General features: G+C 44.9%; 21 protein-coding genes and 1 pseudogene. 10 read left to right on the top strand and 12 right to left on the bottom strand.

The features are described 5' to 3' along the window. Positions 1 to 63: 63 nt before the first annotated feature. The 4 genes from QUA01_RS26275 to QUA01_RS26260 all read right to left on the bottom strand — a co-directional run bounded on the left by QUA01_RS26275 (position 64) and on the right by QUA01_RS26260 (position 2905). Entirely contained in the window at positions 64 to 366 is a 303-nt protein-coding gene (locus QUA01_RS26275) for an acyltransferase (RefSeq protein ID WP_333093438.1), read from the bottom strand. A 339-nt stretch (positions 367 to 705) separates the two neighbouring features. Then, positions 706 to 1392: a DivIVA domain-containing protein gene (locus QUA01_RS26270; RefSeq protein ID WP_333093437.1), complete on the bottom strand. Its 687-nt coding sequence runs from the start codon at positions 1390 to 1392 to the stop codon at positions 706 to 708. Further along, positions 1275 to 1853, bottom strand: a complete 579-nt coding sequence (gene coaD, locus QUA01_RS26265; RefSeq protein WP_194012120.1) for a pantetheine-phosphate adenylyltransferase — start codon at positions 1851 to 1853, stop codon at positions 1275 to 1277. Before coaD ends, QUA01_RS26270 begins: the two co-directional genes overlap by 118 nt. A 227-nt stretch (positions 1854 to 2080) precedes the next feature. Next, on the bottom strand, positions 2081 to 2905 hold the full coding sequence (locus QUA01_RS26260) for a M15 family metallopeptidase (RefSeq protein ID WP_333093436.1): 825 nt from the start codon (positions 2903 to 2905) through the stop codon (positions 2081 to 2083). 204 nt (positions 2906 to 3109) lie between these two features. Here QUA01_RS26260 and QUA01_RS27550 point away from each other — a divergent pair, with 204 nt between their 5' ends. Beyond that, positions 3110 to 3304: a hypothetical protein gene (locus tag QUA01_RS27550; protein ID WP_442921591.1), complete on the top strand. Its 195-nt coding sequence runs from the start codon at positions 3110 to 3112 to the stop codon at positions 3302 to 3304. 65 nt (positions 3305 to 3369) lie between these two features. Here QUA01_RS27550 and QUA01_RS26250 read toward each other — a convergent pair whose 3' ends face one another. The 3 genes and pseudogenes from QUA01_RS26250 to QUA01_RS26240 form a co-directional block, all read right to left on the bottom strand. After that, positions 3370 to 5550 (bottom strand): pentapeptide repeat-containing protein, encoded by a 2181-nt coding sequence (locus tag QUA01_RS26250; RefSeq protein ID WP_333093435.1) that lies wholly within the window; start codon positions 5548 to 5550, stop codon positions 3370 to 3372. Positions 5551 to 5609: 59 nt separating this feature from the next. Beyond that, a complete protein-coding gene (locus QUA01_RS26245; RefSeq protein WP_333093434.1) occupies positions 5610 to 5996 on the bottom strand; it encodes a helix-turn-helix domain-containing transcriptional regulator in 387 nt (128 codons plus the stop codon). After that, positions 5971 to 6312, bottom strand: a pseudogene (locus QUA01_RS26240) (type II toxin-antitoxin system RelE/ParE family toxin). The gene QUA01_RS26245 and the pseudogene QUA01_RS26240 overlap by 26 nt, the downstream one beginning before the upstream one ends. Positions 6313 to 6763: 451 nt before the next feature. Here QUA01_RS26240 and QUA01_RS26235 point away from each other — a divergent pair. The 6 genes from QUA01_RS26235 to QUA01_RS26210 all read left to right on the top strand — a co-directional run bounded on the left by QUA01_RS26235 (position 6764) and on the right by QUA01_RS26210 (position 10677). Beyond that, positions 6764 to 7339, top strand: a complete 576-nt coding sequence (locus QUA01_RS26235) for a hypothetical protein (protein WP_333133270.1) — start codon at positions 6764 to 6766, stop codon at positions 7337 to 7339. After that, positions 7329 to 8015, top strand: a complete 687-nt coding sequence (locus QUA01_RS26230; RefSeq protein WP_333093432.1) for an SDR family oxidoreductase — start codon at positions 7329 to 7331, stop codon at positions 8013 to 8015. Before QUA01_RS26235 ends, QUA01_RS26230 begins: the two co-directional genes overlap by 11 nt. Positions 8016 to 8019: 4 nt before the next feature. Further along, entirely contained in the window at positions 8020 to 8229 is a 210-nt protein-coding gene (locus QUA01_RS26225; protein WP_333093431.1) for a hypothetical protein, read from the top strand. A gap of 62 nt (positions 8230 to 8291) precedes the next feature. Further along, entirely contained in the window at positions 8292 to 10082 is a 1791-nt protein-coding gene (gene typA, locus QUA01_RS26220; RefSeq protein ID WP_333093430.1) for a translational GTPase TypA, read from the top strand. A gap of 107 nt (positions 10083 to 10189) precedes the next feature. Next, entirely contained in the window at positions 10190 to 10411 is a 222-nt protein-coding gene (locus QUA01_RS26215; RefSeq protein ID WP_333093429.1) for a hypothetical protein, read from the top strand. After that, a complete protein-coding gene (locus tag QUA01_RS26210; protein ID WP_333093428.1) occupies positions 10411 to 10677 on the top strand; it encodes a Txe/YoeB family addiction module toxin in 267 nt (88 codons plus the stop codon). Before QUA01_RS26215 ends, QUA01_RS26210 begins: the two co-directional genes overlap by 1 nt. A gap of 68 nt (positions 10678 to 10745) precedes the next feature. On the opposite strand, the gene QUA01_RS26205 is transcribed toward QUA01_RS26210, so the two are convergent. Next, a complete protein-coding gene (locus tag QUA01_RS26205) occupies positions 10746 to 11909 on the bottom strand; it encodes a tetratricopeptide repeat protein (protein ID WP_333093427.1) in 1164 nt (387 codons plus the stop codon). A 161-nt stretch (positions 11910 to 12070) separates the two neighbouring features. On the opposite strand from QUA01_RS26205, the gene QUA01_RS26200 reads away from it, so the two are divergent. The 3 genes from QUA01_RS26200 to QUA01_RS26190 all read left to right on the top strand — a co-directional run bounded on the left by QUA01_RS26200 (position 12071) and on the right by QUA01_RS26190 (position 14069). Next, positions 12071 to 12616, top strand: a complete 546-nt coding sequence (locus QUA01_RS26200) for a hypothetical protein (protein WP_333093426.1) — start codon at positions 12071 to 12073, stop codon at positions 12614 to 12616. A 137-nt stretch (positions 12617 to 12753) separates the two neighbouring features. Further along, the gene (locus QUA01_RS26195; protein ID WP_333093425.1) at positions 12754 to 13626 is read left to right on the top strand and encodes a ParA family protein; all 873 of its coding nucleotides are present in this window, start codon (positions 12754 to 12756) and stop codon (positions 13624 to 13626) included. Further along, positions 13623 to 14069 (top strand): hypothetical protein, encoded by a 447-nt coding sequence (locus QUA01_RS26190; protein WP_333093424.1) that lies wholly within the window; start codon positions 13623 to 13625, stop codon positions 14067 to 14069. Before QUA01_RS26195 ends, QUA01_RS26190 begins: the two co-directional genes overlap by 4 nt. A gap of 203 nt (positions 14070 to 14272) precedes the next feature. On the opposite strand, the gene hpsL is transcribed toward QUA01_RS26190, so the two are convergent. The 4 genes from hpsL to tnpA all read right to left on the bottom strand — a co-directional run bounded on the left by hpsL (position 14273) and on the right by tnpA (position 19232). Continuing rightward, positions 14273 to 15937 (bottom strand): hormogonium polysaccharide biosynthesis protein HpsL, encoded by a 1665-nt coding sequence (hpsL, locus tag QUA01_RS26185; RefSeq protein WP_333093422.1) that lies wholly within the window; start codon positions 15935 to 15937, stop codon positions 14273 to 14275. A gap of 141 nt (positions 15938 to 16078) precedes the next feature. After that, positions 16079 to 17422: a group II intron reverse transcriptase gene (locus QUA01_RS26180; RefSeq protein WP_442921592.1), complete on the bottom strand. Its 1344-nt coding sequence runs from the start codon at positions 17420 to 17422 to the stop codon at positions 16079 to 16081. Between the two features lie 46 nt (positions 17423 to 17468). Further along, positions 17469 to 17900 carry a reverse transcriptase N-terminal domain-containing protein gene (locus QUA01_RS27545; protein ID WP_442921590.1) on the bottom strand — a complete coding sequence of 144 codons (432 nt, stop codon included), beginning with the start codon at positions 17898 to 17900 and terminating at the stop codon, positions 17469 to 17471. A gap of 984 nt (positions 17901 to 18884) precedes the next feature. Continuing rightward, the gene (gene tnpA, locus QUA01_RS26175) at positions 18885 to 19232 is read right to left on the bottom strand and encodes an IS200/IS605 family transposase (protein ID WP_333093421.1); all 348 of its coding nucleotides are present in this window, start codon (positions 19230 to 19232) and stop codon (positions 18885 to 18887) included. Positions 19233 to 19313: the final 81 nt, after the last annotated feature.

Raw genomic sequence — 19313 nt, 5'->3', positions numbered from 1 at the left:
GAACTTATATTAACCAAGCTTGAATATATCGATCGCTCCTGTGATTGGTTTGCGATCGATTATTCAGCAAACCCTATTTAAGATGTACAAAGCTACTGACCAAAACAGATAGGGAGGTATAATTTTTGACAGTCTTTTTTTGAATATCTGTGCGGGATTATTTTGATTGTCGGTTTTGCTGGTGAGGAAAAAACCGCTCAGCAGTAAAAATGCAGGTACGCAGAACAGTTGCAATGTGTCGATCGCGATAAACAGTATTCGGTCATCGCGAAATGCCGAGAATCCAGCATGAATAATCACAACACCGACGATCGCTAAAGCTCGGATCAAATCAAATTCAGCGAACCGATTAGCAGCTTTCTGCATGGTAAAAAGTAGATGCCAAAAATTAGGGTCAAATCAGCAATTGTATGCCTCACGGACTTTCACCCCAGCAGAAAATATTATTTTTGCTCCTATTTTCACAAAACTTATACCAATTCAAAAAAATCTTGCTACAATCCTCAATCTGATACCAATGATTAAATTTTTCACATTCACAAAGTGGGGAGTCGGACACTCGACGGTGCCGTTTCTCTAGAACTCGATCGCCCAATTTTGCGCCAAGTCTGCCGGAAAGGGCAATAGCGTTGTTCTACCACTGGGACGATCGCCTACAAATTCAGAAAATTACCCCTAAGTCGCCGTTTCGTCAAAAGCAGTTAGCTAACCGTTGTTGTGATGGATGTGCGACGCAGAAACATTATCCAACTGATCGCGCCCGTTGCGGATCACGCGCAGCATATCGCTGAGCTTGTGCTCGATATTATCTAGCACTTGGTCAGCATAATCGTCGGCGCCGTTTTGAATTTCCTCGCATTCAGCCATCGCCCTAACTCTCATTTCTTCCAGTTCCTCTTGAGCCTGGTAGCGAATTTGTTCGACTTCCGCCAGCGTCGCCTGCTGAATTGCCTCGCAGTCGAGCAAAACTTGCTGTCGCAACTGATCTGCTTCGATCTTCGCCTGCTGGATCAGGCCCATATCGTTTAAAAGTTCTGCGGCTCGCTGTTCTGCTGCTTCTATCACTTCCTGAGCGTAGATTTGGGCTTCTTCGAGCAGTTCGTCCTTGTGCCGAATGATTATCTCGGCTTCCCCAAAGGCGAGCGGCAAATTTAGCCTCACCAAGTCTAACTGATCGAGCAACTGCTCTTCATCCACCAGAGTGCGTCTGGTCAGAGGAATGCGCGGACTGTCGAGAACAATTTCCTCAAGCCGGTTCAATTCCCGCTGGATGTCTACTCCTGGGGTTCGGGTGGGTTCTCCGAAAGCGGCTGTGTTCTGAGGTGATTCATTCTCAGCGCTGCCGGCGGTAATATCGGGTTCGATGCGATTTGGTTCCTGCTGGCGTAACATTTGTAAATATCTAGGGCGACGTGTTTCGGAACAAGATGATCTACGGAGCCACCAAACTTGGCGATTTCTTTAACTACACTACTACTTAAAAAGCTGTACTCGTTAGAAGTTGCCAAAAAAACTGTTTCAATTTCGCCCAGAAGGGTTTTATTGGTGTGGGCCATCTGGAGTTCCATTTCAAAATCTGTTAATACCCGGAGCCCCCGCAGCAGCACTTTGGCTTGTCGAATCTTAGCATAGTTTACTGTCAAACCCTCAAAACTGTCTACTTCTACGTTTGACAAGTGTTGGGTACAGCACCGGATCTGCTCGATCCGCTGCTCTACGGTGAACAGAGGGGTTTTGCTGGGGTTTTTGACTACGGTAACAATTACCCGATCGAACAATTTGCAGCCCCGCTCGATAATGTCTGCGTGACCGAAGGTAATGGGGTCAAAACTGCCTGGATAGATTGCAATCACGAGTTGGGTCCAACGGAGAGAGGGGGTGAAGGGGAGAGGGGGAGAGTGGGAGAGCGGGAGAGGGGGAGAGGGGGAGAGTGGGAGAGTGGGAGAGCGGGAGAGTGGGAGAGCGGGAGAGCGGGAGAGCGGGGAATTACGAAAATCTTCCTTGATTTTCCCGACAACTGTCAACTGTCAACTGACAACTGACAACTGTCAACTGTCAACTGTCAACTGACAACTGACTTCTACTTTTTCAACGAATGAGCTTTGTAAAAAGTTTCGAGGCTTGGCCTGTCGCCCACAAACCGCCAGTGCCAAGGTTCATAACTGACGCCTTGGCGGTTGTTTTTGGGGAAAGACATTTCAAAGCTGAAGGCGGGAGCGTTGGCTTCTAGCCATTTGAATGCTTGGGTATTGTCAAAGCTTTGACTGAGGTTAGTTTCGGGGGCGGAGCCGTCGCCAATGTCGATCGCGTAACCGGTGTGATGTTCGCTATATCCAGGAGGGGCGCTGACTTCGGCTCGCTTGGTGGCGTTTTGCCTGCGTTCGGCTTTCACGTCAAAAAATACGTGTTGTTGGTCTTCTACGGAGCGAAAGCCGGATATGGGGGCGAAATAGATCCCTGATGCTGCGGCGGAGTTGGCCATTTCCTGATATTTGGCTGCTGCGGCTTTGCGGAGTTTGATGCCACCGTCGGAGGTGACATTTACCAAGTCTGCGGCTGGTGCTTCTGGGTAAGGCAAGTGTCCCAGCAGGTTGTCTGGGGTTGCGGGTTTTGAGCTAGTAGTTGGACTCGCGACAGATCCCGAAGGCGAACTCGCGGCTGCTGGGTTTTTTTGACTTTGCTCTGCCTGACTGGTGGCTGGGAAAAAGTTAAAGTTGAGGTGCAGCCAAATGCTGACCCCACAGGCTAATGCCGCCAACCCTAGCAGTTTCCAAATCAGCCCTTTTTTCTTGGACTGGCTCGATCCTGCTTCTGGGTATGGGTGGTCTCGCACTGCTTCTGGAATTTCGTCGGCGACAAGCTCCGAGGCTTGCGGGGGTTTTCTTGACAGACTAGCGTTATCCAAGCCAGCTCCACTCCTGCACTTCAATAAGGCTCAACGTTACAAATTGTAGACCGATACGGGCGATCGCACAGCTACAATTGCCGCTGAGTACATATCATCTCTTCCAGACTTCGCCATTTCTCCTCCGCCAACTCTCAAATATGTTTTAGTTGGGCTCCGATGCCGCCGGTTTTGGTCTAACTGGTTGGTACTGGTTTATTTTAAGTGTCATTTGCTACTTTTGGGCAAAATTTCACAATTGTGCGATCGGCACATCAAACGTCCGCGCCAATTTTAGCAGAGCACGAATTTGTCAGCCATTGCCTTAGCGGGCGATCGGGCATAATTTTTCAGCGTGCTGTAGCGATCGCCCGATCGAGTGGTAATCTCTGTCAGAGTCCAACCCTTGTCCGCCGCTAGCTCTGGAAACAGAGTATATTGAGACTTTTTGAATAGAGTTTGTTTAGCAAACCCCTTAACTAATTTTATTCGTGAGTAGATCCGTCTGGCATAATTGCACCAGTGAGCGTAGCATTTTGAAATTCTGCTCCTCCTATTTTTGCATTTGTTAAGTTAGCGCCAGATAAGTCTGCAAAACTTAACCTTGCCGCGCGGAGGTCTGCTGACATTAGGTCAGCACCACCCAGCTTTGCACTGTTTAATTCAGCTTGTCGCAAATCAGCTTCAGTTAAGTCGGCTGTCGTTAGATCGGCACTAACTAATCTTGCATCATTCAAGTTTACCTGCTTCAAATTAGCTCGACTAAAATTACAGTTGTCTAGCCTTGCTCCCTGAAGCTTTGCCCCACTCAAATTCGCATCTCTAAAATCGGAACTATTCAATTGCGCTGAACTCAAATTAGCGCCTTGTAAATCTGCTCCTTTTAAGTTAACACCGATCAAATCCCTACCAGTTAGATCGACATTTGGCAGCGATACATAAGGAGCAATTGAGTAAGCGCCCGCTTTCACAGGATCGAAATCAGTAGGAAATAAAGTTGCTTCATTATAAATCGCTCCTTCAAGCTGAATACCCTTGAGATTTGCTCGATCGAGGTTGGCTTCTAAAAGGTTAGAATTACTCAGATTTGCATTTGTAAAATCAGCATTGTTTAAGTCTATTTTTCTTAAGTATAGCCCGCTTAAGTTAGCTTGACTGAGGTTTGCAGTTGTGAATTTTGTTTGTTGACTGAGTTTAGCACCGCTGAGGTTGGCACCGTTCAAATCGGCTTCACTAAAATTTGCATTTTCTAGTTTTGCTCCTCTTAAACTCGCCTTACTCAATTTGGTTTTTTCTAGTTTAGCCGATTGTAAATTAGCCTGAACAAGGTTAGCTCTTGATAAATTAGCCTGATAAAGATTGGCTGCATATAAATTAGTCTGAGAAAGATTGGCATTGATTAAATTTGCCCGATCGAAGTTGGCACTGGATAAATCCGCCTGCTCAATGTTGGCATCAACTAAGTTTGCCCGCTCCAGATTGGCACTGGATAAATTTGCCTTAGAAAGATTGACACCGCATAATTTAGATTCGCTAAAATTTGTGCTACAGAAAAGTCCATTCCTCATATCTGCTCCGTTTAAAATTGCCCCGCTGAGGTTGAGTCTCTGCCAATTAACACCCCTTAAATTAGCTTGTTTTAAATTAGCTTTGCTCAGGTTGATATCAGGAGCTAGGTTTTTACCAGTTAGATTAGCACCAGCTAAATTAATACCCGTAAAATCCCTTTCTCCCTGAGTGTAACGCAGCCAAAAATCCTCAACACTAACCACAGGTTCCAGACATTCCTCAGACTCATCCTCCACATCTTCACAGCTATCCTCTAAAGCAATGTCTTCAGCATCCGCGGCCAATCCTTCCAAATAATCCCCTCGATCCAAGTAATAGGAACTCGCTACAAACCGCCTCTCTATCTCCTCCTCATCTAATACTTCGCTGCTGTCAAATCGCTCAATTAATTGCTTGACAATTTGGAAATCATTAGTGCGAAGTCCCACTTCTTTTTCTACACTTTCGTCGCTGTTAGTCAGAAAGTTATGGCTCCCCAACATGGCAAAACTCGAATCACAAACTAAAAAGTTTTCGTGAGTACCAAATAAATAAAGACAAAATAGATCGGGAAATTCGCTTTCTAATTCTTGCAAATCTGCTAAAGCATTGTAGCGCCATCCTTTGCCTATTTTTTGCCTGTCTCCCAGATAACCCCAGCCAATATTTATCAAACATCCTCGGCTCAAGCAATCCCTAAATTTTTGCAGCAATTCATCATTAATGCTGTTACAATTGAGCCAAGGGCAAACAATAATCAGCCGCTCTTGTGCTACTGATAGAGCCTCCACCAACACAGCGCGACTGTTGGGACGATCGCATACCAACTGATACTGAAAGTCTGACTTTGGCTTTTCTGTGTCGGTGTCAAGTTCGATCGGTCGATCGGCAATGACAGACATATCGCTATTTCCCAAACCACACGGCTGTTGCAGGGACGCAATTTCAGCAGTCAAACTTTCTAGCATTTGCGGTTCGGGGCGATTGTTAAATCGCTGTTCCTGTGCCTCTAACTGCCTCTTAAGTTTGGCTAAATATTTTTTCAGAATAACTTGCTCTTCTTCAAGCTGCAATACTCTCGCGGCTATAGATCCTAAATCTAGTTCGGTTTCTGACATAGTGTTCCCCTGAAATCAAAAAAAACTTTAAAAATCACGTTTGGGAATTTAGCGCCCGTTCAAATATTACCAAATTCCGCCAACTCAGCACCACCAACAGAATCTTCCTCTTCCCCTTTCTCCCCTGCATCAACCGCAACTGTTAACTTCAATCCCAAAGCCTTCAGCCAATGGGCTAAAGCATAAATTGTCGCGCCTCCTCCTAGCGACAACAAAGTATCCAACTTTTCCCGATGCAAATTAGCATCCTCCGCAGACATATTTGGTTCGCCCAAAGCCTCAAATACATCTCGCAGTGCTCTTCGCATTATTCCCATCTCTAAATCACCTTCTTCCTCTTCTCCAAATATTAGAGAAAGGTAAGCAGCAGCATAATTTAGATTTTTGAGATTGGAAATTTTAAAAGAATGATAGCTATCACTAGCCGGCATTTTGGCTTCTTTCATAATCTCTCCAATATTCCTTAGCTTTGCTAATGTCTTCGTCTTGAATGCTTTTATCCCCACCGCACAGCAAAAGCACGATCGCAGATCCCACTTGTCAAAAGTAGATTCGGTAGCCTGCGCCATAGTCGATTTTAAGTTGGCAAACTCCTTCCCCAACTGAACGACTGTCTCCCAAATTGCCACTGCTAAACCGCTCCAGCCTCTTGTCAATCCAGATTTTAGCGTTAACATCTCGCAGGGAGCCAAACCATTCGGCAAACGGAACTGTGCCATTTTGTCTAATATAACGCTTAATATCTCTGGGTTGCACTTCCATAATCTCAAGTTTTGCCGATCGCCCTAACTCACAATAAAAAACCAAACATTACCAAATTCACTTTTCTCTCTACCTCTTAAAAAAATCACAAATTATCTGAAATTATCTGCATCTATCTATGTTGCATCTGGCTTGAATCTGCGGTTTAGATATCGATGACGTGACTTGTGTAATGCAAGTTTTTTTCCCGAATTTTAGGGTAAAAGAGGCATAATTTCCCGCTCTCTATTATCAGCCAGAGCAGAGTAACGAGGCAAAAATCACATTTTTTCTGTACTTGTCTCTATTGACTAATAAGGTCATAAATACAATTTTGTGCTGTCTATTAACCGAATAAAAATTTGCTTAATAGCTATAATTTATAGTTTAAAATTTACATTGATTAGCAATTAGGGTATGTGACAATGTAGGGTAAATAATGTAGATTTTAAGTATGTTAAAATTGCGGAATATGAGTTATGATAGAAAGTTTGGCTGCAGCGCGCGGCTTAGTTGCCGGCGCAGCGTTTCTTTCGAGGAAAGCAAGATGCGCCTCGCTTTGACTCATTATTTTTTATGGTTTCTTTCGATGCGAAGTAAAGATAAGCTTTTTTATTACGGATTTACTGTTTCTGCATTTGTTTGTTTATTTGTTTTTTTAGGCATGAGTGTCTTTTCTTTCGCGAGTTCGGCTCAAACCGAAAGCAAATTTCTCTCCGCGCGGGAAAGCGATCCGATCGCAATGGGCTGGATGCAAGGTTTCCCAGCGCCCAAAAATAAGCAGTTGAAATTCGCCGACGGCTCGTTTTTCCAGTTTCCCGCCCTGCGCTGGAGCGTCGCGCACATGAACGAGTTCATGCCCGCCGTCAACGTTTCACGCGGACTGGGCGCGCCAGATCCGCTGCCTTACCGTCTCGATCCACGAATTGACTCGATCGCATTCCGCCCGCTGAATGCCACTAAAGACATGACATGGGAAGAATCGCTGTGGCAAAACTACACAGACGGCATTCTGGATCGGTGCAGCCTGTTGCCGGATGCTGGCTGATTTCGGTGCCACCGTGGTTATTGCCGATTTGAAAGTAGCGGACGCCCAAAAGGTTGCCGATGAGATTGGTGCCGGTGGCGGCAAAGCTTTGGCTGTGGAGTGCAACGTGCTCCGTGACGAAGATTTAATTGGTCTGGTGGAACGCACCATCGCCGAGTGTGGAAGCATTCATGTTCTGGTCAATAACGCTGGCGGCGGCGGTGCCGGCAAAGAAAGTCCGTTCGAGATTTCGCAGCAGCAGTTCGAGCGCCCCTTTCAACTCAATGTTTTCAGCGCGTGGCGACTGTCGCAACTCTGCGCGCCGCACATGAAAAAAGCGGGCTACGGTTCGATCGTCAATATGTCGTCGATGAGTTCCATCAACAAAAGCCCCGCCATCAGCGCCTACGCTGCTTCCAAAGCCGCCATCAATCACATGACGGCAAACCTGGCCTTCGACTACGGCCCGGTAATTCGCGTCAATGCCGTGGGCCCTGGAGCTGTCAGAACGGCCGCCTTGGCTTCGGTTCTGACTCCAGAGGTCGAAAAGCGAATGCTTGCCCATACTCCGCTTGAACGCTTGGGCGAGCCTGAAGACATCGCCGGAGCCGTTCTCTACTTTGCAGCCCCTGTATCTCAGTGGGTCAGCGGACAGGTGCTGTTCGTCAACGGCGGTGGCGTGCAGACGCTGGATTAAGCCTGTGCTCGCAACACTTCTCGGACACTGTACGGCTGGGATTTTATTTCGAGGCAAGTCGGTAAATGCTCGATCGATCGGCTTGCCAGCTCTTTGGTTGCGTCTTCAGGGGCGATCGCCCCTACTGGTGTTTATTATAAAAAAGATCCCTAATAATGCTGGCGTCTGTAGGTCAGGCAAAATGTCAATTCGGCAGCGCCCGATCGCCCCTTGACTCAATGCGCTACAATTATTAAGAAATCTTTAGTTAAATCCGTTTAACGTCTCGGACGCATTATGAGTCTTCCCATTCGCAACGTCGCCATCATTGCTCACGTCGATCACGGCAAAACCACCCTTGTAGACGCTCTCCTCAGACAGTCCGGGATCTTCCGCGAAGGGGAAGAAATCCCAGATTGCGTCATGGACTCCAACGACATCGAGCGCGAACGCGGCATTACCATCCTTTCCAAAAACACCTCCGTCAGGTACGGAGAAACCCTGATCAACATCGTCGATACCCCCGGACACGCGGACTTCGGCGGCGAAGTCGAACGAGTTCTCGGCATGGTTGACGGCTGTTTGCTGATCGTAGATGCCAACGAAGGCCCGATGCCGCAAACCCGGTTCGTACTCAAAAAAGCCCTAGAAAAAGGACTGCGCCCGATCGTATTTGTCAACAAGATCGATCGCGATCGAGCAGATCCCCACAAAGCAGTCGATAAAGTTTTGGATCTGTTCCTCGAACTAGGTGCTGACGACGATCAGTGCGAATTTCCCTATCTCTTCGGTTCCGGCTTAAGCGGTTACGCCAAAAAACACCTCGAAGACGAAGGGGTAGATATGAAGCCCCTGTTTGAAGAAATCCTCGACCACGTACCACCCCCCGTAGGCGACCCCAACAAGCCACTACAACTGCAAGTAACCACCTTAGATTACTCAGAATACGTCGGTCGCATTGTCATCGGTCGCATCCACAACGGCACGATTAGAATTGGTCAACAAGCAGTCTTAATCACAGAAAGCGGCGCGCTTGTCAAATCAAAAATTACCAAATTGATGGGCTTTGAAGGCCTGAAGCGGATTGATATCCCAGAATCTTCTGCTGGTAATCTTGTCGCCGTTGCTGGTTTTGCTGATGCGTATATTGGCGAGACAATTACCTGTCCCAACGACCCGCAAGCGCTACCTTTAATCAAGGTAGATGAACCGACTTTGCAGATGACTTTCTCGGTGAACGATTCGCCGTTCTGCGGTCAAGAAGGTAGTTTGGTCACATCGCGTCAAATTCGCGATCGGCTAATGCGAGAACTCCAAACCAACGTCGCCCTGCGCGTCGAAGAAACCGAATCTCCCGACAAATTCCTCGTATCCGGCCGTGGCGAACTCCACCTCGGAATCCTAATCGAAAATATGCGTCGCGAAGGATACGAATTCCAAGTATCCCAGCCCCAAGTAATCTTCCGCGAAGTCGGCGGTCGTCCCTGCGAACCCTTTGAATGTTTGGTGTTAGACGTACCCGAAGAAGCAGTCGGCGGCTGCATCGAACGCCTAGGTCAGCGGAAAGCAGAAATGCAAGATATGCACGTCAGCAGCACCGGCCGCACCCAAATCGAATTTTCAGTCCCCGCTCGCGGTTTGATTGGATTCCGAGGCGAGTTTATGCGCTTGACTCGCGGCGCTGGAATTATGAACCACAGCTTCCTCGACTATCGCCCCCTCGGTGGAGAAATTATCGCCCGTCGCAACGGAGTATTGATTTCCTTTGAAGAAGGAGTTGCAACTACTTATTCACTGAAAAATGCTGAAGACCGCGGCGTATTTTTCATTACCCCCGGAACTAAGGTTTACAGAGGGATGATTATCGGAGAAAACAACCGAGATGAAGACATGGAGCTGAATATTTGCAAGTCGAAGCAGTTGACAAACCACCGTGCATCTGGCGGTGAAGAATTGGCACAATTGCAAGCGCCAGTCGATATGAGTTTGGAGCGCGCTTTGGAGTACATCGGCCAGGATGAATTGGTGGAAGTAACACCGAAATCAATTCGCTTGCGGAAGGTTTCTAAGAAGTTGGTCAAACGCTAAAACAACTTGAGGGCTGGCAATTTTGCCAGCCCTTAGTGTCAACTTCAAACTACTGTATTTAAAGACAATATTAATCATTTTAACGCAATCAAAAATAGGTAAAAACGATGTCAACAGTTTATCGTTTAAAAGCCAGCGAACTAGATCGTAAATTTTTAGAACAAATCAAAGCGATTTTTGGAGATAAAGAGATTGAAATAATTGTCTCAGAATGCGATGAAACCGAATATCTTTTGAAATCGGAAATCAATAAAAACAAACTGTTGAAAGCTATTGAAAATGTTAAAGACAGACAAAATTTAGTTGAAGTCGATTTACAGGATTTGTAATGAGTAGAAGAATTATTTTTGAATCTTCTGCTTTTGCAGATTTTAATGAATGGGCAAAATTAGACAAAAAGATTTATCGCAAAATTGTAGAATTGATTAAAGATATAGATCGATCGCCCTTTGAAGGATTGGGCAAACCTGAACCTCTGAAATACGAGTTAAGTGGTTTTTGGTCGAGGCGCATTGATAACGAACATCGTTTGGTTTACCAAGTTACGGATGAAGAAATTGCGATCGCAGCTTGTAAGAATCATTACAGTGAATAGTAGTATATTTGAAGCTTTAAGCAATTTAGCGAGCGCTCTTTTTATCCCTTTACTAAATGCGATCGCTCTCAATCTTCTTGCTGAAGTTGTTCTATTAGATTAAGTACCTTTTGGTAATTTTCTTGTTTTCCCTGCACCCGATATAAATTTTTAGCAGTGTGCAAATCCTCATCTCCTCTGTGGGAATCGCCCAGTTCATAGTGGACAATGCCTCGGTTGTAATAAGCTTCAGCAAAGTCTCGTTTAAGCTCAATTGCCTGGTTATAATCCTCAAGCGCTTTCTCTTTGTGCCCCAAGCTATAGTGAATAACCCCCAGGTTGTAGAATATTTTAGGATTATTAAGATTTAGCTGAGCTGCCCGGGTATAATCTTCAAGCGCTCTTTCCAGATTTCCGGATTCCAAGTAGACATGACCTCGATTATTCCAAGCAAGGGCATAATCATGATTTAGTTCAATTGCTCGGGTAAAATCTTTAAGTGCCCCTGGCACATCCCCCATTTGTAAACGAGCAAAACCTCGGCTATTGTAGGCTTGATGATTGTTACGATCTAGTTGAATTGCTCGGCTGTGATCTGCCTGTGATCCTCGGTAATCACGTAATTCACAAGAAATAATACCCCCGTTTTTGTGAAAATCTGAACACTCAGGATTGAGCAATATCGCCTCTGTGTAATCTTCAAGTGCTCCCGGAAAGTCTCCTAGTTCATAGCGAACCTTAGCCCGGTTATTGTAGGCATCTGAATAATTAGGATTGAGCTTAATTGCTCGATTGAAATTTTCAATAGCTCCCTCAAAATCTTTTTCATTAGCCTTGTTTATTCCCAGTTCATCGAAATCCTCAGCAGAGATCGGAGAGTGCGATCGCACCCTCTCGACCACAACCTCGTCACAAAAGTTGTCCAGCACTTCCTCAATTTGCTCAGGTTCAGCATTTGCAGGTTGTGTGTTCCTTGATTCTTTCTGTTCTAGCTTCGATTCAGGTGGACTGATAGGAGAATCGACTATTTTTATTGTTTGCCAATCTAAGTCTAACTTTTGACAAATATTAACAAAAATTTTGCGGTCAACGGTCTTGCCAGTAAAAAAATTTACCACAGGCTGACGACTTATGGTTAATTCCTGTTCCAAATTCTCATAAGTCCAAGCCTTGTGTGTCAAAGCTATTCTGGCTTGTTCGATGCCTGCTACAGATGCTATGAGCGATCTCTTTGCCCGCGGTCTGTTTGCCATAGTCTCACTACCCTATTTGTGACCATTTTAGCTGATGCTATTAAAAATTATATCCAACTCATACCAAAGTCATCCCTTACTTAGGCTGAACTTTAAAAGTGTGACTGCGAAGCTAGGGATGTAGTGATTCACTACTCAAAACTTAGCTGACGGAATTAATCATGTACAAGAATAATCAGCACAACGAAGCCGAATTCTCCCAGCCACTACCCCTACTTTCCCAAAAACAAGAATACGACTTCCAAACTCAAAAGAAAGTAGGAAAGACAGGAGAGGCGATCGTAGACCAGTGGTTGCAGATTCATGGCTATCGCATTGAGGATGTCTCAGATTTACCACAGTATCAGAAAGCAGGTATTGACCGCGTACTAATTCGCCCAAACGGTTCAACTGCAACTGCTGAGTATAAGACCGATTTAAAAGCCAAGCAAACTGGAAACTTGTTTTTTGAAGCTTTTGACGATCGCAACCGTCCCTGTTGGGGATGGACTTCGCAAGCCGATCTCTGGATATTTTTCATTCCTCAACAGGAGATATTGGTCGTCGAACCGGGTAAATTCAGGTTGTTAGTTTCGCAGCAACAGCCAGAACTCTCGCAGAAAGTAGTACCAAATCGAGGCTACAGTGTAACTGGATTACCTGTTCCATTAGCAAAGGTGCGGAATATTGCTAGTCACGTTTTCAAGTTTCCTGACGTTCTTTTCTAAAAAGAGACTCGCTGTTAATCTGGCGATCGCCTACTCAAGGTGATCGCCATTATTCGAGTAATCATACTTAGCAAACGCTAATTGGGCGATCGTTATGTTTTAATTTATATTTGAGCAAAATCCAAACAAAGCCAGCCATGAGTCCTAAATCAATAGCAGTAATCAACTTCAAGGGCGGTGTCGGAAAGACCACCGTCACTTGGAGTCTGGGCAATATTATATCCCAAGGAACCGACTTAGAAGTCTTGATGTTAGACTTAGATCCGCAAATGTCGCTCACAGAGGCGATCGGGCTTAACGAAAATACAGGTCATTTAGATGATAAATTTGGTAAGTGGTACGAACAATCTCTCAAGCACAGACTCACGATTTACGACGCCCTCGAAGTCTTTAAAAAAGCCGGACAAAACTTTAAATTTCCAGTTGGTTTCGACACGATTTATCAGATTGACGAACAATTACATTTTATCCCTTCAGTTGAAGAACTGTATTGGTTGGATTTGGATGGATTTGAGGGAAAAAGTGTTAAAGACTTCATCCGCCAATTCAGCGGCAAAATCGCCAACTCTCCCAATCTCCCCAAATACGACTTGATGCTTTTTGACTGTTCGCCTTCTTTCAGTCTCCTCACCTATAGCGTACTCTCTTGCTGCGACTTAATATTAATTCCCGTCAATCCAGATTATTTTGGTTCTAGGGGATTGAGTTTAGTTTTAAACTCGCTCCAGAAACGGATTGAACCTTATCCGTTTCCCAAGATAGCAGTGTTTATGAATAAAGCTAAAACCTATGGAGGATTGCTGACAAATGAAGTTCAGTTTTATATGAGAGAAGTTAAAAGACTTTGCGCTGACATATCAAAAGACAATAACATAGAAGTGAGATTTTTGGAATCGACGATTCGGGAAAGCGTCGGGTTGAAACGGGCGATTAATGAGGGAGAACTGCCGCGAGAATTAGTTAGAGAGTTTGAGCAACTGTGGCGCGAGTGTGAGGCTTATCTGAAATGATTAAAAAAGAAATATTTGGTGCTAATGAGCAAGAAAGCGAGGGGTTAATTGATGAAATTGGCGAACTTAAGGAAATCTTGCGGGAGGTTTCCAAAAAATTAACCAGGATTGAGGCTCAAGTTAAGCGGGGCGTGCTTTCTGCTGGGTCTAAAAATTCGCAATTATCTACGGCTGCTGATGTGAATAAGCCTGCTAATTTATCGGCAGGAAATGTTTTAGAAGTTTATGAAGAACTGCGTTTGCAAGCTAAGAAGGGTCATGAATTAGAGGTGAGGCAAAAATTGTCGGCGATGAGTGCAACTGACTTGAATTTGATGTGTTGCGAGTTGGGGATGCCACCGAGTAGCAAGAATCCATCTCGAAAAAAAATGTTTGAGCTAATTATTGGTAGAATTAAACAGAGTTTGATGCTGTCGCGACATATCGATCGACAAACGCTTTAAAAATTAGTATCTGAATCAAAAAAATGGGTTTTAATTTGCCTTTCTAACTGGGATCTGGAATAGCATACACAATAAAAACGGCTCGTAGTGCGGACTGAATTCCGCTTTTATGCTGCTGCTTCAAGCCCGCACTAGGAACCTGGCTTAATGATTGTAATTGTTCGACTGGAGATGATATTAGAGCGTTTCCGATATAACGTTGCTCAAATTGGAGCCGATGCAATAATCTTTTTCTCCTTTAATTGGTCGTGAACTTCCAACTCATGTCCCTCAAGTTCCAAGTGTTTTTCATCCTGCACTTGTTTGTCAATTTTGGGCAACTTTAAAATCGCCCCCGCCAAAACCCAGTAATACACTGACACTGGATCTACATCCAGCGGATAGTATTGAGGATTGATCGTAATAAATCCCACAAAAACCCAAAAACTAGCTCCGTAACTCCGCAAATTTTTGTCTTTCACAGCACGGTAAGCTCGAAAAGTTAGAAAAGCTAAGTGTAAAAGCATGATTTGAAAAGCAATCATTCCCGGATAACCTAGTTCGTACATCAATTTAGGTTGGAAAGTCTCAATTAGCTGCGTGAAACCAAAGATCCGCGTTGAATTAGTAGCTCGTCCCAAACCTCTACCGAGAGGTTTGTCAATGATAAAATTGTGGCTCTGCTCGAACTGATTAAACAGAAATTGCTGCGGCGGTGCAGCATTCCAGCGGTCAACAAAACTCTCCCACCGCTGTTCGACAACTCCCGGATTAGTTGCTGCACCGAAAAACAGCAGAATTGCCAATCCTGCACCGATGGGAATAAATCGTTTGAAATTAACAAATTGACCCGTGAGAACGAGCAGGATAGCGGTGGTAACTGGAACCATAACTAAAGCTGCTCTTTGACCAGAAATAACTGCATTAGCAAATACTAATGCCATGCCAAATAAACCGATAACTCGCCACCAGAATGAAGGATCGCAAAAGGCTGAAGCAAAGGTTAAAAAAGCATTAGAAATTAAAAACCAAGCCCACTGCCAAGGGGCTACAAAAGTTCCCGGTAAGCGGATAAACTTGACTTCGGGACTGAATACCAGAGAACCTCCGACAAAACATCTAGCTTGCAGCGTGGCTTTATATAATTCTTCTCCGGTCATTCCTCTGGTGCCGGCGCACTTGCCACTTTGCAGCAACAGGTATTGAATCAAACCGAGAAGACAGCAGGCGATCGCCAAAACTACGTGCATTCTACCAAAAAATACCAAATCCTTTTTAGTGCGGATCAGATAATAGGTACAAGCAATCAGCGGTATGTAACCTATCAATACTTTTAAGCCGAGAATTGCTTGCAGAATGGGTTTGTCGCCCTTCATCGGGTTGAGCTGCATTTCCCCGTTGACAAAAATTAAAGTCAGCATTGCCATCATCAACAGGATGCTGAAGGTTGAAAGCATTTCTTTCGGAATAAACAGGGGTAACTGTTTCTTTTTGCAGCTTTGAATGAGGCCGATGAGAGCGGGTATGTAGAAAGCATCTTTGGCTACTTGAAATGCAGCATTCCCGCCGCCAATTGCGTAAGTAATTGTACCGCTAAAAGGGAGGTAAATTAGAAAACTCCACAAAGCTTGACGGGGGTATTTGTAGGAAAACTGCAAAATGGCTACAGCAACGCCTCCTGCAATCGCAATCTTAGGGCGCGCTACGAATAACAGGGGGATGCTGACAGCAGCGCTGACCAGGCAGCAAATGACGATCGCCTGTACTAATTCATTGCGCTTTTTTGAAGTTTTGCGTTTTTGTGCGGCTACTTCTTTTTTGCTGAGTGCTGTTGTTTTTTCGCTGTGCTTGTGTTTGGATTTTTTGGATTTGCGCTTGGTTTTCAACATAACTTCTAGAAGGGATTTATGTAGAAGGCTGAAGGCACTCTGATGTAATTAAAGTCGGCGACCCTCTCACAAGAGCCGCCGCTCTCCAAAACCGTGCGTGAAAATTTCTCTTCACACGGCTCCTCAATGACTCGGTGATTGTCACTCATACCGCGTTACCAACATATCCTCTTTCCAGAACCATTCTGTGTGTGAGGGTGGCTTAGGTTTAGCACTTTTACAGCTAGATTTTGTACCCAGACTGCCATCTGTTGCAGTCTTTGTATCGTGGCAATGTCTGTGAAGTAAGTCCCAGTTGTCATAAGAATCCTTTCCACCTTTTGATTTAGGAATTCTGTGGTCAACTTCCATGACATCTTCGTCTCGAAAATGTAATCCGCAGTGAGAACATTTACCCTTTTGAATCTTAAGAAGTGTGGCCACTCTTTTGGGACTTTCAGGGTGTTTTCCCATTCTTGTACTCCAATACACCAGGTTTCCGTCGTATGGTGACGATTCGCCTTTAACTTTGGCATGGTCTATGATTTTTATTTGACCATGTTTACGTAACCGGAGAGGGTTAATCCCTTCTTCCCTGGTTGCGAATACCCAGTGATCATTGCCTATGGTTTGCCAGTATTTATTTGACACCCATGTTTTCGATTTTTTCGGATGGCGATGATTTGCCCAAGCTCTGAGTTTTTGATACACCAAGGAGTCTAATTTATAGAAGACTTTACTACTTGGAACCGTTCGGTAATAGTGAGCCCACCCTATGATTAGAGGATTCAACCTCTTAATTAAATGTGATTGAGACTTAACTGTGTGGATGTCTATTATTCTTGCGATTTCTTTGAGGTGTATTTTAACTTTTGCTGAGCTTGGGGTGATGATTGTGCTGAAACCCAGTAGTTCACCTTGGGGATTTTTCCCGCTAGTGTATTTGCCAGAGGGATATTGCCTGACTTTAAACCCCAGGAAATCAAATCCTGGAGACTGCCATTCATGGCTGCTCATTGTGTGAGCTATCCTTGTTTTACTAATTTTTAGCTCCAAACCCATGCCTTTTAACCATTCAGAGATAATCTCTTTACACTTTTGAACAACAGTTAAGTCTTCGTGGAGAATTACGAAGTCATCGGCGTATCTTATTAAGGATATGCTTTTACATTTCTGTTGCCAGCTTATTTGCCCTTTTCCTTTTGGCTTTTTGATGTCCAAGGTTTTGGCAAATTCCTTAATTCGATGTTCCATCCCGTGGAGAGCTATATTAGCCAGTAGTGGAGAAATGACTCCACCCTGTGGCGTACCCTCAAGTGTTGGAAACAACTGCTGTCCGTCCATCACCCCTGCTCGGAGCCATGCCCTGATTTGGCGGCACAAAAGCGGGAATGTATTTAATTTTTTAAGCAGCGCTTCATGGTCGATTTTGTCGAAGCATTTGGCGATGTCGGCATCTAGCACATATTTGTGCTTATACCTAATCGCATTAAATATTGCCCCGATAGCATCTTGGCACGAGCGTCCAGGTCTGAACCCGTATTGGTTCGGTTCAAAACGCGCTTCCCATTCTGGTTAAGCGTGCCAGTTTAACAAGCGCCTGCAATGCCCGGTCTTTCATTGTCGGGATTCCTAAAGGTCGCTTCTCTTCTGTACCAGGCTTGGGAATCCATACTCGCCTGGTCGGGCTGACCTTTGTACTCAGGTTTATATTACCTATTAGGTCAAGGCGTTGCTTTGGGGTTAGTGATTTGACACCATCCACACCTGCCGTCTTTTTTCCTTTGTTATCCTGAGTAACCCTACGAACCGCTAAGCATTTTGCAGCCCAGGATTTCATCAATAACTTTTGGAGTCTACGAAGTGCCTTCATATCACCACGATTGGCGGCTTGATAGATTCTTTTCTGCAACTTGAACACGACTTTTTCCAGCTTTCGCCAGGGAGTCTTGTTCCATTCATACATCGGTTTTACCGTGCTCATGACTTTTACATTGCTACTGGAGACTCTATCTTCCCAGACACCGTGGGTCTGTCTGCATATCTCCCTCGTTACAGCGGAGCTTTCGCTTTTGACCCAATCTCTCCTTGCCGTTGCATACGGTTAGCACCTACTCTGAAAATCGACTTTTTCAGAGAGCAAACGGTAGGTTATTTCGTTCCTGTTCGTCTTTGTTTAGAGTTTTTAGGGTGGTACTTTCCACCGGGTTTATTACAGAGTGCTTGGTTGGTCAAGCCAGTAATTGCCAACCCTGTGGTAAATTGAGGGTGAAGTCCCTTTATTACCAATCCTTGCCCTTTTGGGACTCAAGCGCGTATCAACCTGTTTCGCTGGTTTTCTCTCACGATGGTTCGGATGTACCTTTGCTTTCGCTACCCATAAACTCCTGCTCGGCGGGATTCTAGAATAAGTTTTCCAGTTGCCGCCTTTTCACCCCGCTTTACGGATTGATAGCTAGTCGCTACCGTAGGGGTGATGCTTTCACCGCAACACCAGCGGGATGGGACTTGAACAGTGTTCTCACCCACAAGACGAACAAGTTGTCATCTAACAAGGGATTAAAGTGCGAACTCAATCCATATTGGATTACCTTGTTAGAGCCTGAATTCCCCCCATTTCTTGGTTTTTTCAGAACGAAACGCACACTGGAGCGGGATGTGTAGCATTTCTCATAAAGATGAGGTGCCGCTGGGCATAGGGCATACCTCACCACGCTTGACAACGGCTATAGAACGTAGAATTAATAGAATCAAAAATATTTTGGTAAGTGTGGTTATTTATTCTTAAAGCCGATCGCGCGCCAAAAGATCGATCGCGATTGTGCGCGTGACTGGGGCGGGCTTAACTGACACTCGCGACCTTGTAAAATATGACTGCTGCATCATCTATAGGGTATCGCGTGAGAACCCCGGTCAATAAGCCGGGGATGAAACGCAGTTGTAGCCTTTAGGCTGCGAGTGTTGCAAATTATTTATTTCTCTGTTCTTCGATATATTTTCTCACAGTTTCGGTTGAAACGTTGCCAACACTACCGACAAAATAAGTGGGAGTCCACAAAGTAGGCAATTTCAACAATTCAGGAAACTCTTTCCTCAAGTAACTCGAAGCCCTGCCTTTGACTCTCTGCATGACAAAGCTAGCAGAATCAGTCGGCTTAACGTTAACCAATAAATGTACGCGACCTGGCATAATCTCCAAAGCAATAATCTTCCATCTGTTTTCAGTCACTACCTCAAAAATAATTTCTTGCAGCCGTTCCGCGATTTTGCCTACCAGGACGGCTTGACGGCGTTTCGGGATAAAAACAAAGTGCATATTGATCAATACTTCGGACAGTTTTTAAGCAGCAAGAGTACCATAGGATAGGACTGACGAGAGGTTAGGGTGATTTAAAAT

It is taken from the genome of Microcoleus sp. S36a_B3, assembly GCF_036700745.1.
GTDB lineage: Bacteria > Cyanobacteriota > Cyanobacteriia > Cyanobacteriales > Microcoleaceae > Microcoleus.
This window is presented reverse-complemented; position numbering and strand designations above follow the sequence as displayed.

Coding starts and splice junctions, on each gene's coding strand:
- QUA01_RS26275 (WP_333093438.1), bottom strand. CDS start 366: ATGCAGAAAGCTGCTAATCGGTTCGCTGAATTTGATTTGATCCGAGCT.
- QUA01_RS26270 (WP_333093437.1), bottom strand. CDS start 1,392: ATGTTACGCCAGCAGGAACCAAATCGCATCGAACCCGATATTACCGCC.
- QUA01_RS26250 (WP_333093435.1), bottom strand. CDS start 5,550: ATGTCAGAAACCGAACTAGATTTAGGATCTATAGCCGCGAGAGTATTG.
- QUA01_RS26245 (WP_333093434.1), bottom strand. CDS start 5,996: ATGAAAGAAGCCAAAATGCCGGCTAGTGATAGCTATCATTCTTTTAAA.
- QUA01_RS26235 (WP_333133270.1), top strand. CDS start 6,764: ATGAGTTATGATAGAAAGTTTGGCTGCAGCGCGCGGCTTAGTTGCCGG.
- QUA01_RS26230 (WP_333093432.1), top strand. CDS start 7,329: ATGCTGGCTGATTTCGGTGCCACCGTGGTTATTGCCGATTTGAAAGTA.
- typA (WP_333093430.1), top strand. CDS start 8,292: ATGAGTCTTCCCATTCGCAACGTCGCCATCATTGCTCACGTCGATCAC.
- QUA01_RS26215 (WP_333093429.1), top strand. CDS start 10,190: ATGTCAACAGTTTATCGTTTAAAAGCCAGCGAACTAGATCGTAAATTT.
- QUA01_RS26210 (WP_333093428.1), top strand. CDS start 10,411: ATGAGTAGAAGAATTATTTTTGAATCTTCTGCTTTTGCAGATTTTAAT.
- QUA01_RS26205 (WP_333093427.1), bottom strand. CDS start 11,909: ATGGCAAACAGACCGCGGGCAAAGAGATCGCTCATAGCATCTGTAGCA.
- QUA01_RS26200 (WP_333093426.1), top strand. CDS start 12,071: ATGTACAAGAATAATCAGCACAACGAAGCCGAATTCTCCCAGCCACTA.
- QUA01_RS26195 (WP_333093425.1), top strand. CDS start 12,754: ATGAGTCCTAAATCAATAGCAGTAATCAACTTCAAGGGCGGTGTCGGA.
- QUA01_RS26190 (WP_333093424.1), top strand. CDS start 13,623: ATGATTAAAAAAGAAATATTTGGTGCTAATGAGCAAGAAAGCGAGGGG.
- hpsL (WP_333093422.1), bottom strand. CDS start 15,937: ATGTTGAAAACCAAGCGCAAATCCAAAAAATCCAAACACAAGCACAGC.
- QUA01_RS27545 (WP_442921590.1), bottom strand. CDS start 17,900: ATGAGCACGGTAAAACCGATGTATGAATGGAACAAGACTCCCTGGCGA.
- tnpA (WP_333093421.1), bottom strand. CDS start 19,232: ATGCACTTTGTTTTTATCCCGAAACGCCGTCAAGCCGTCCTGGTAGGC.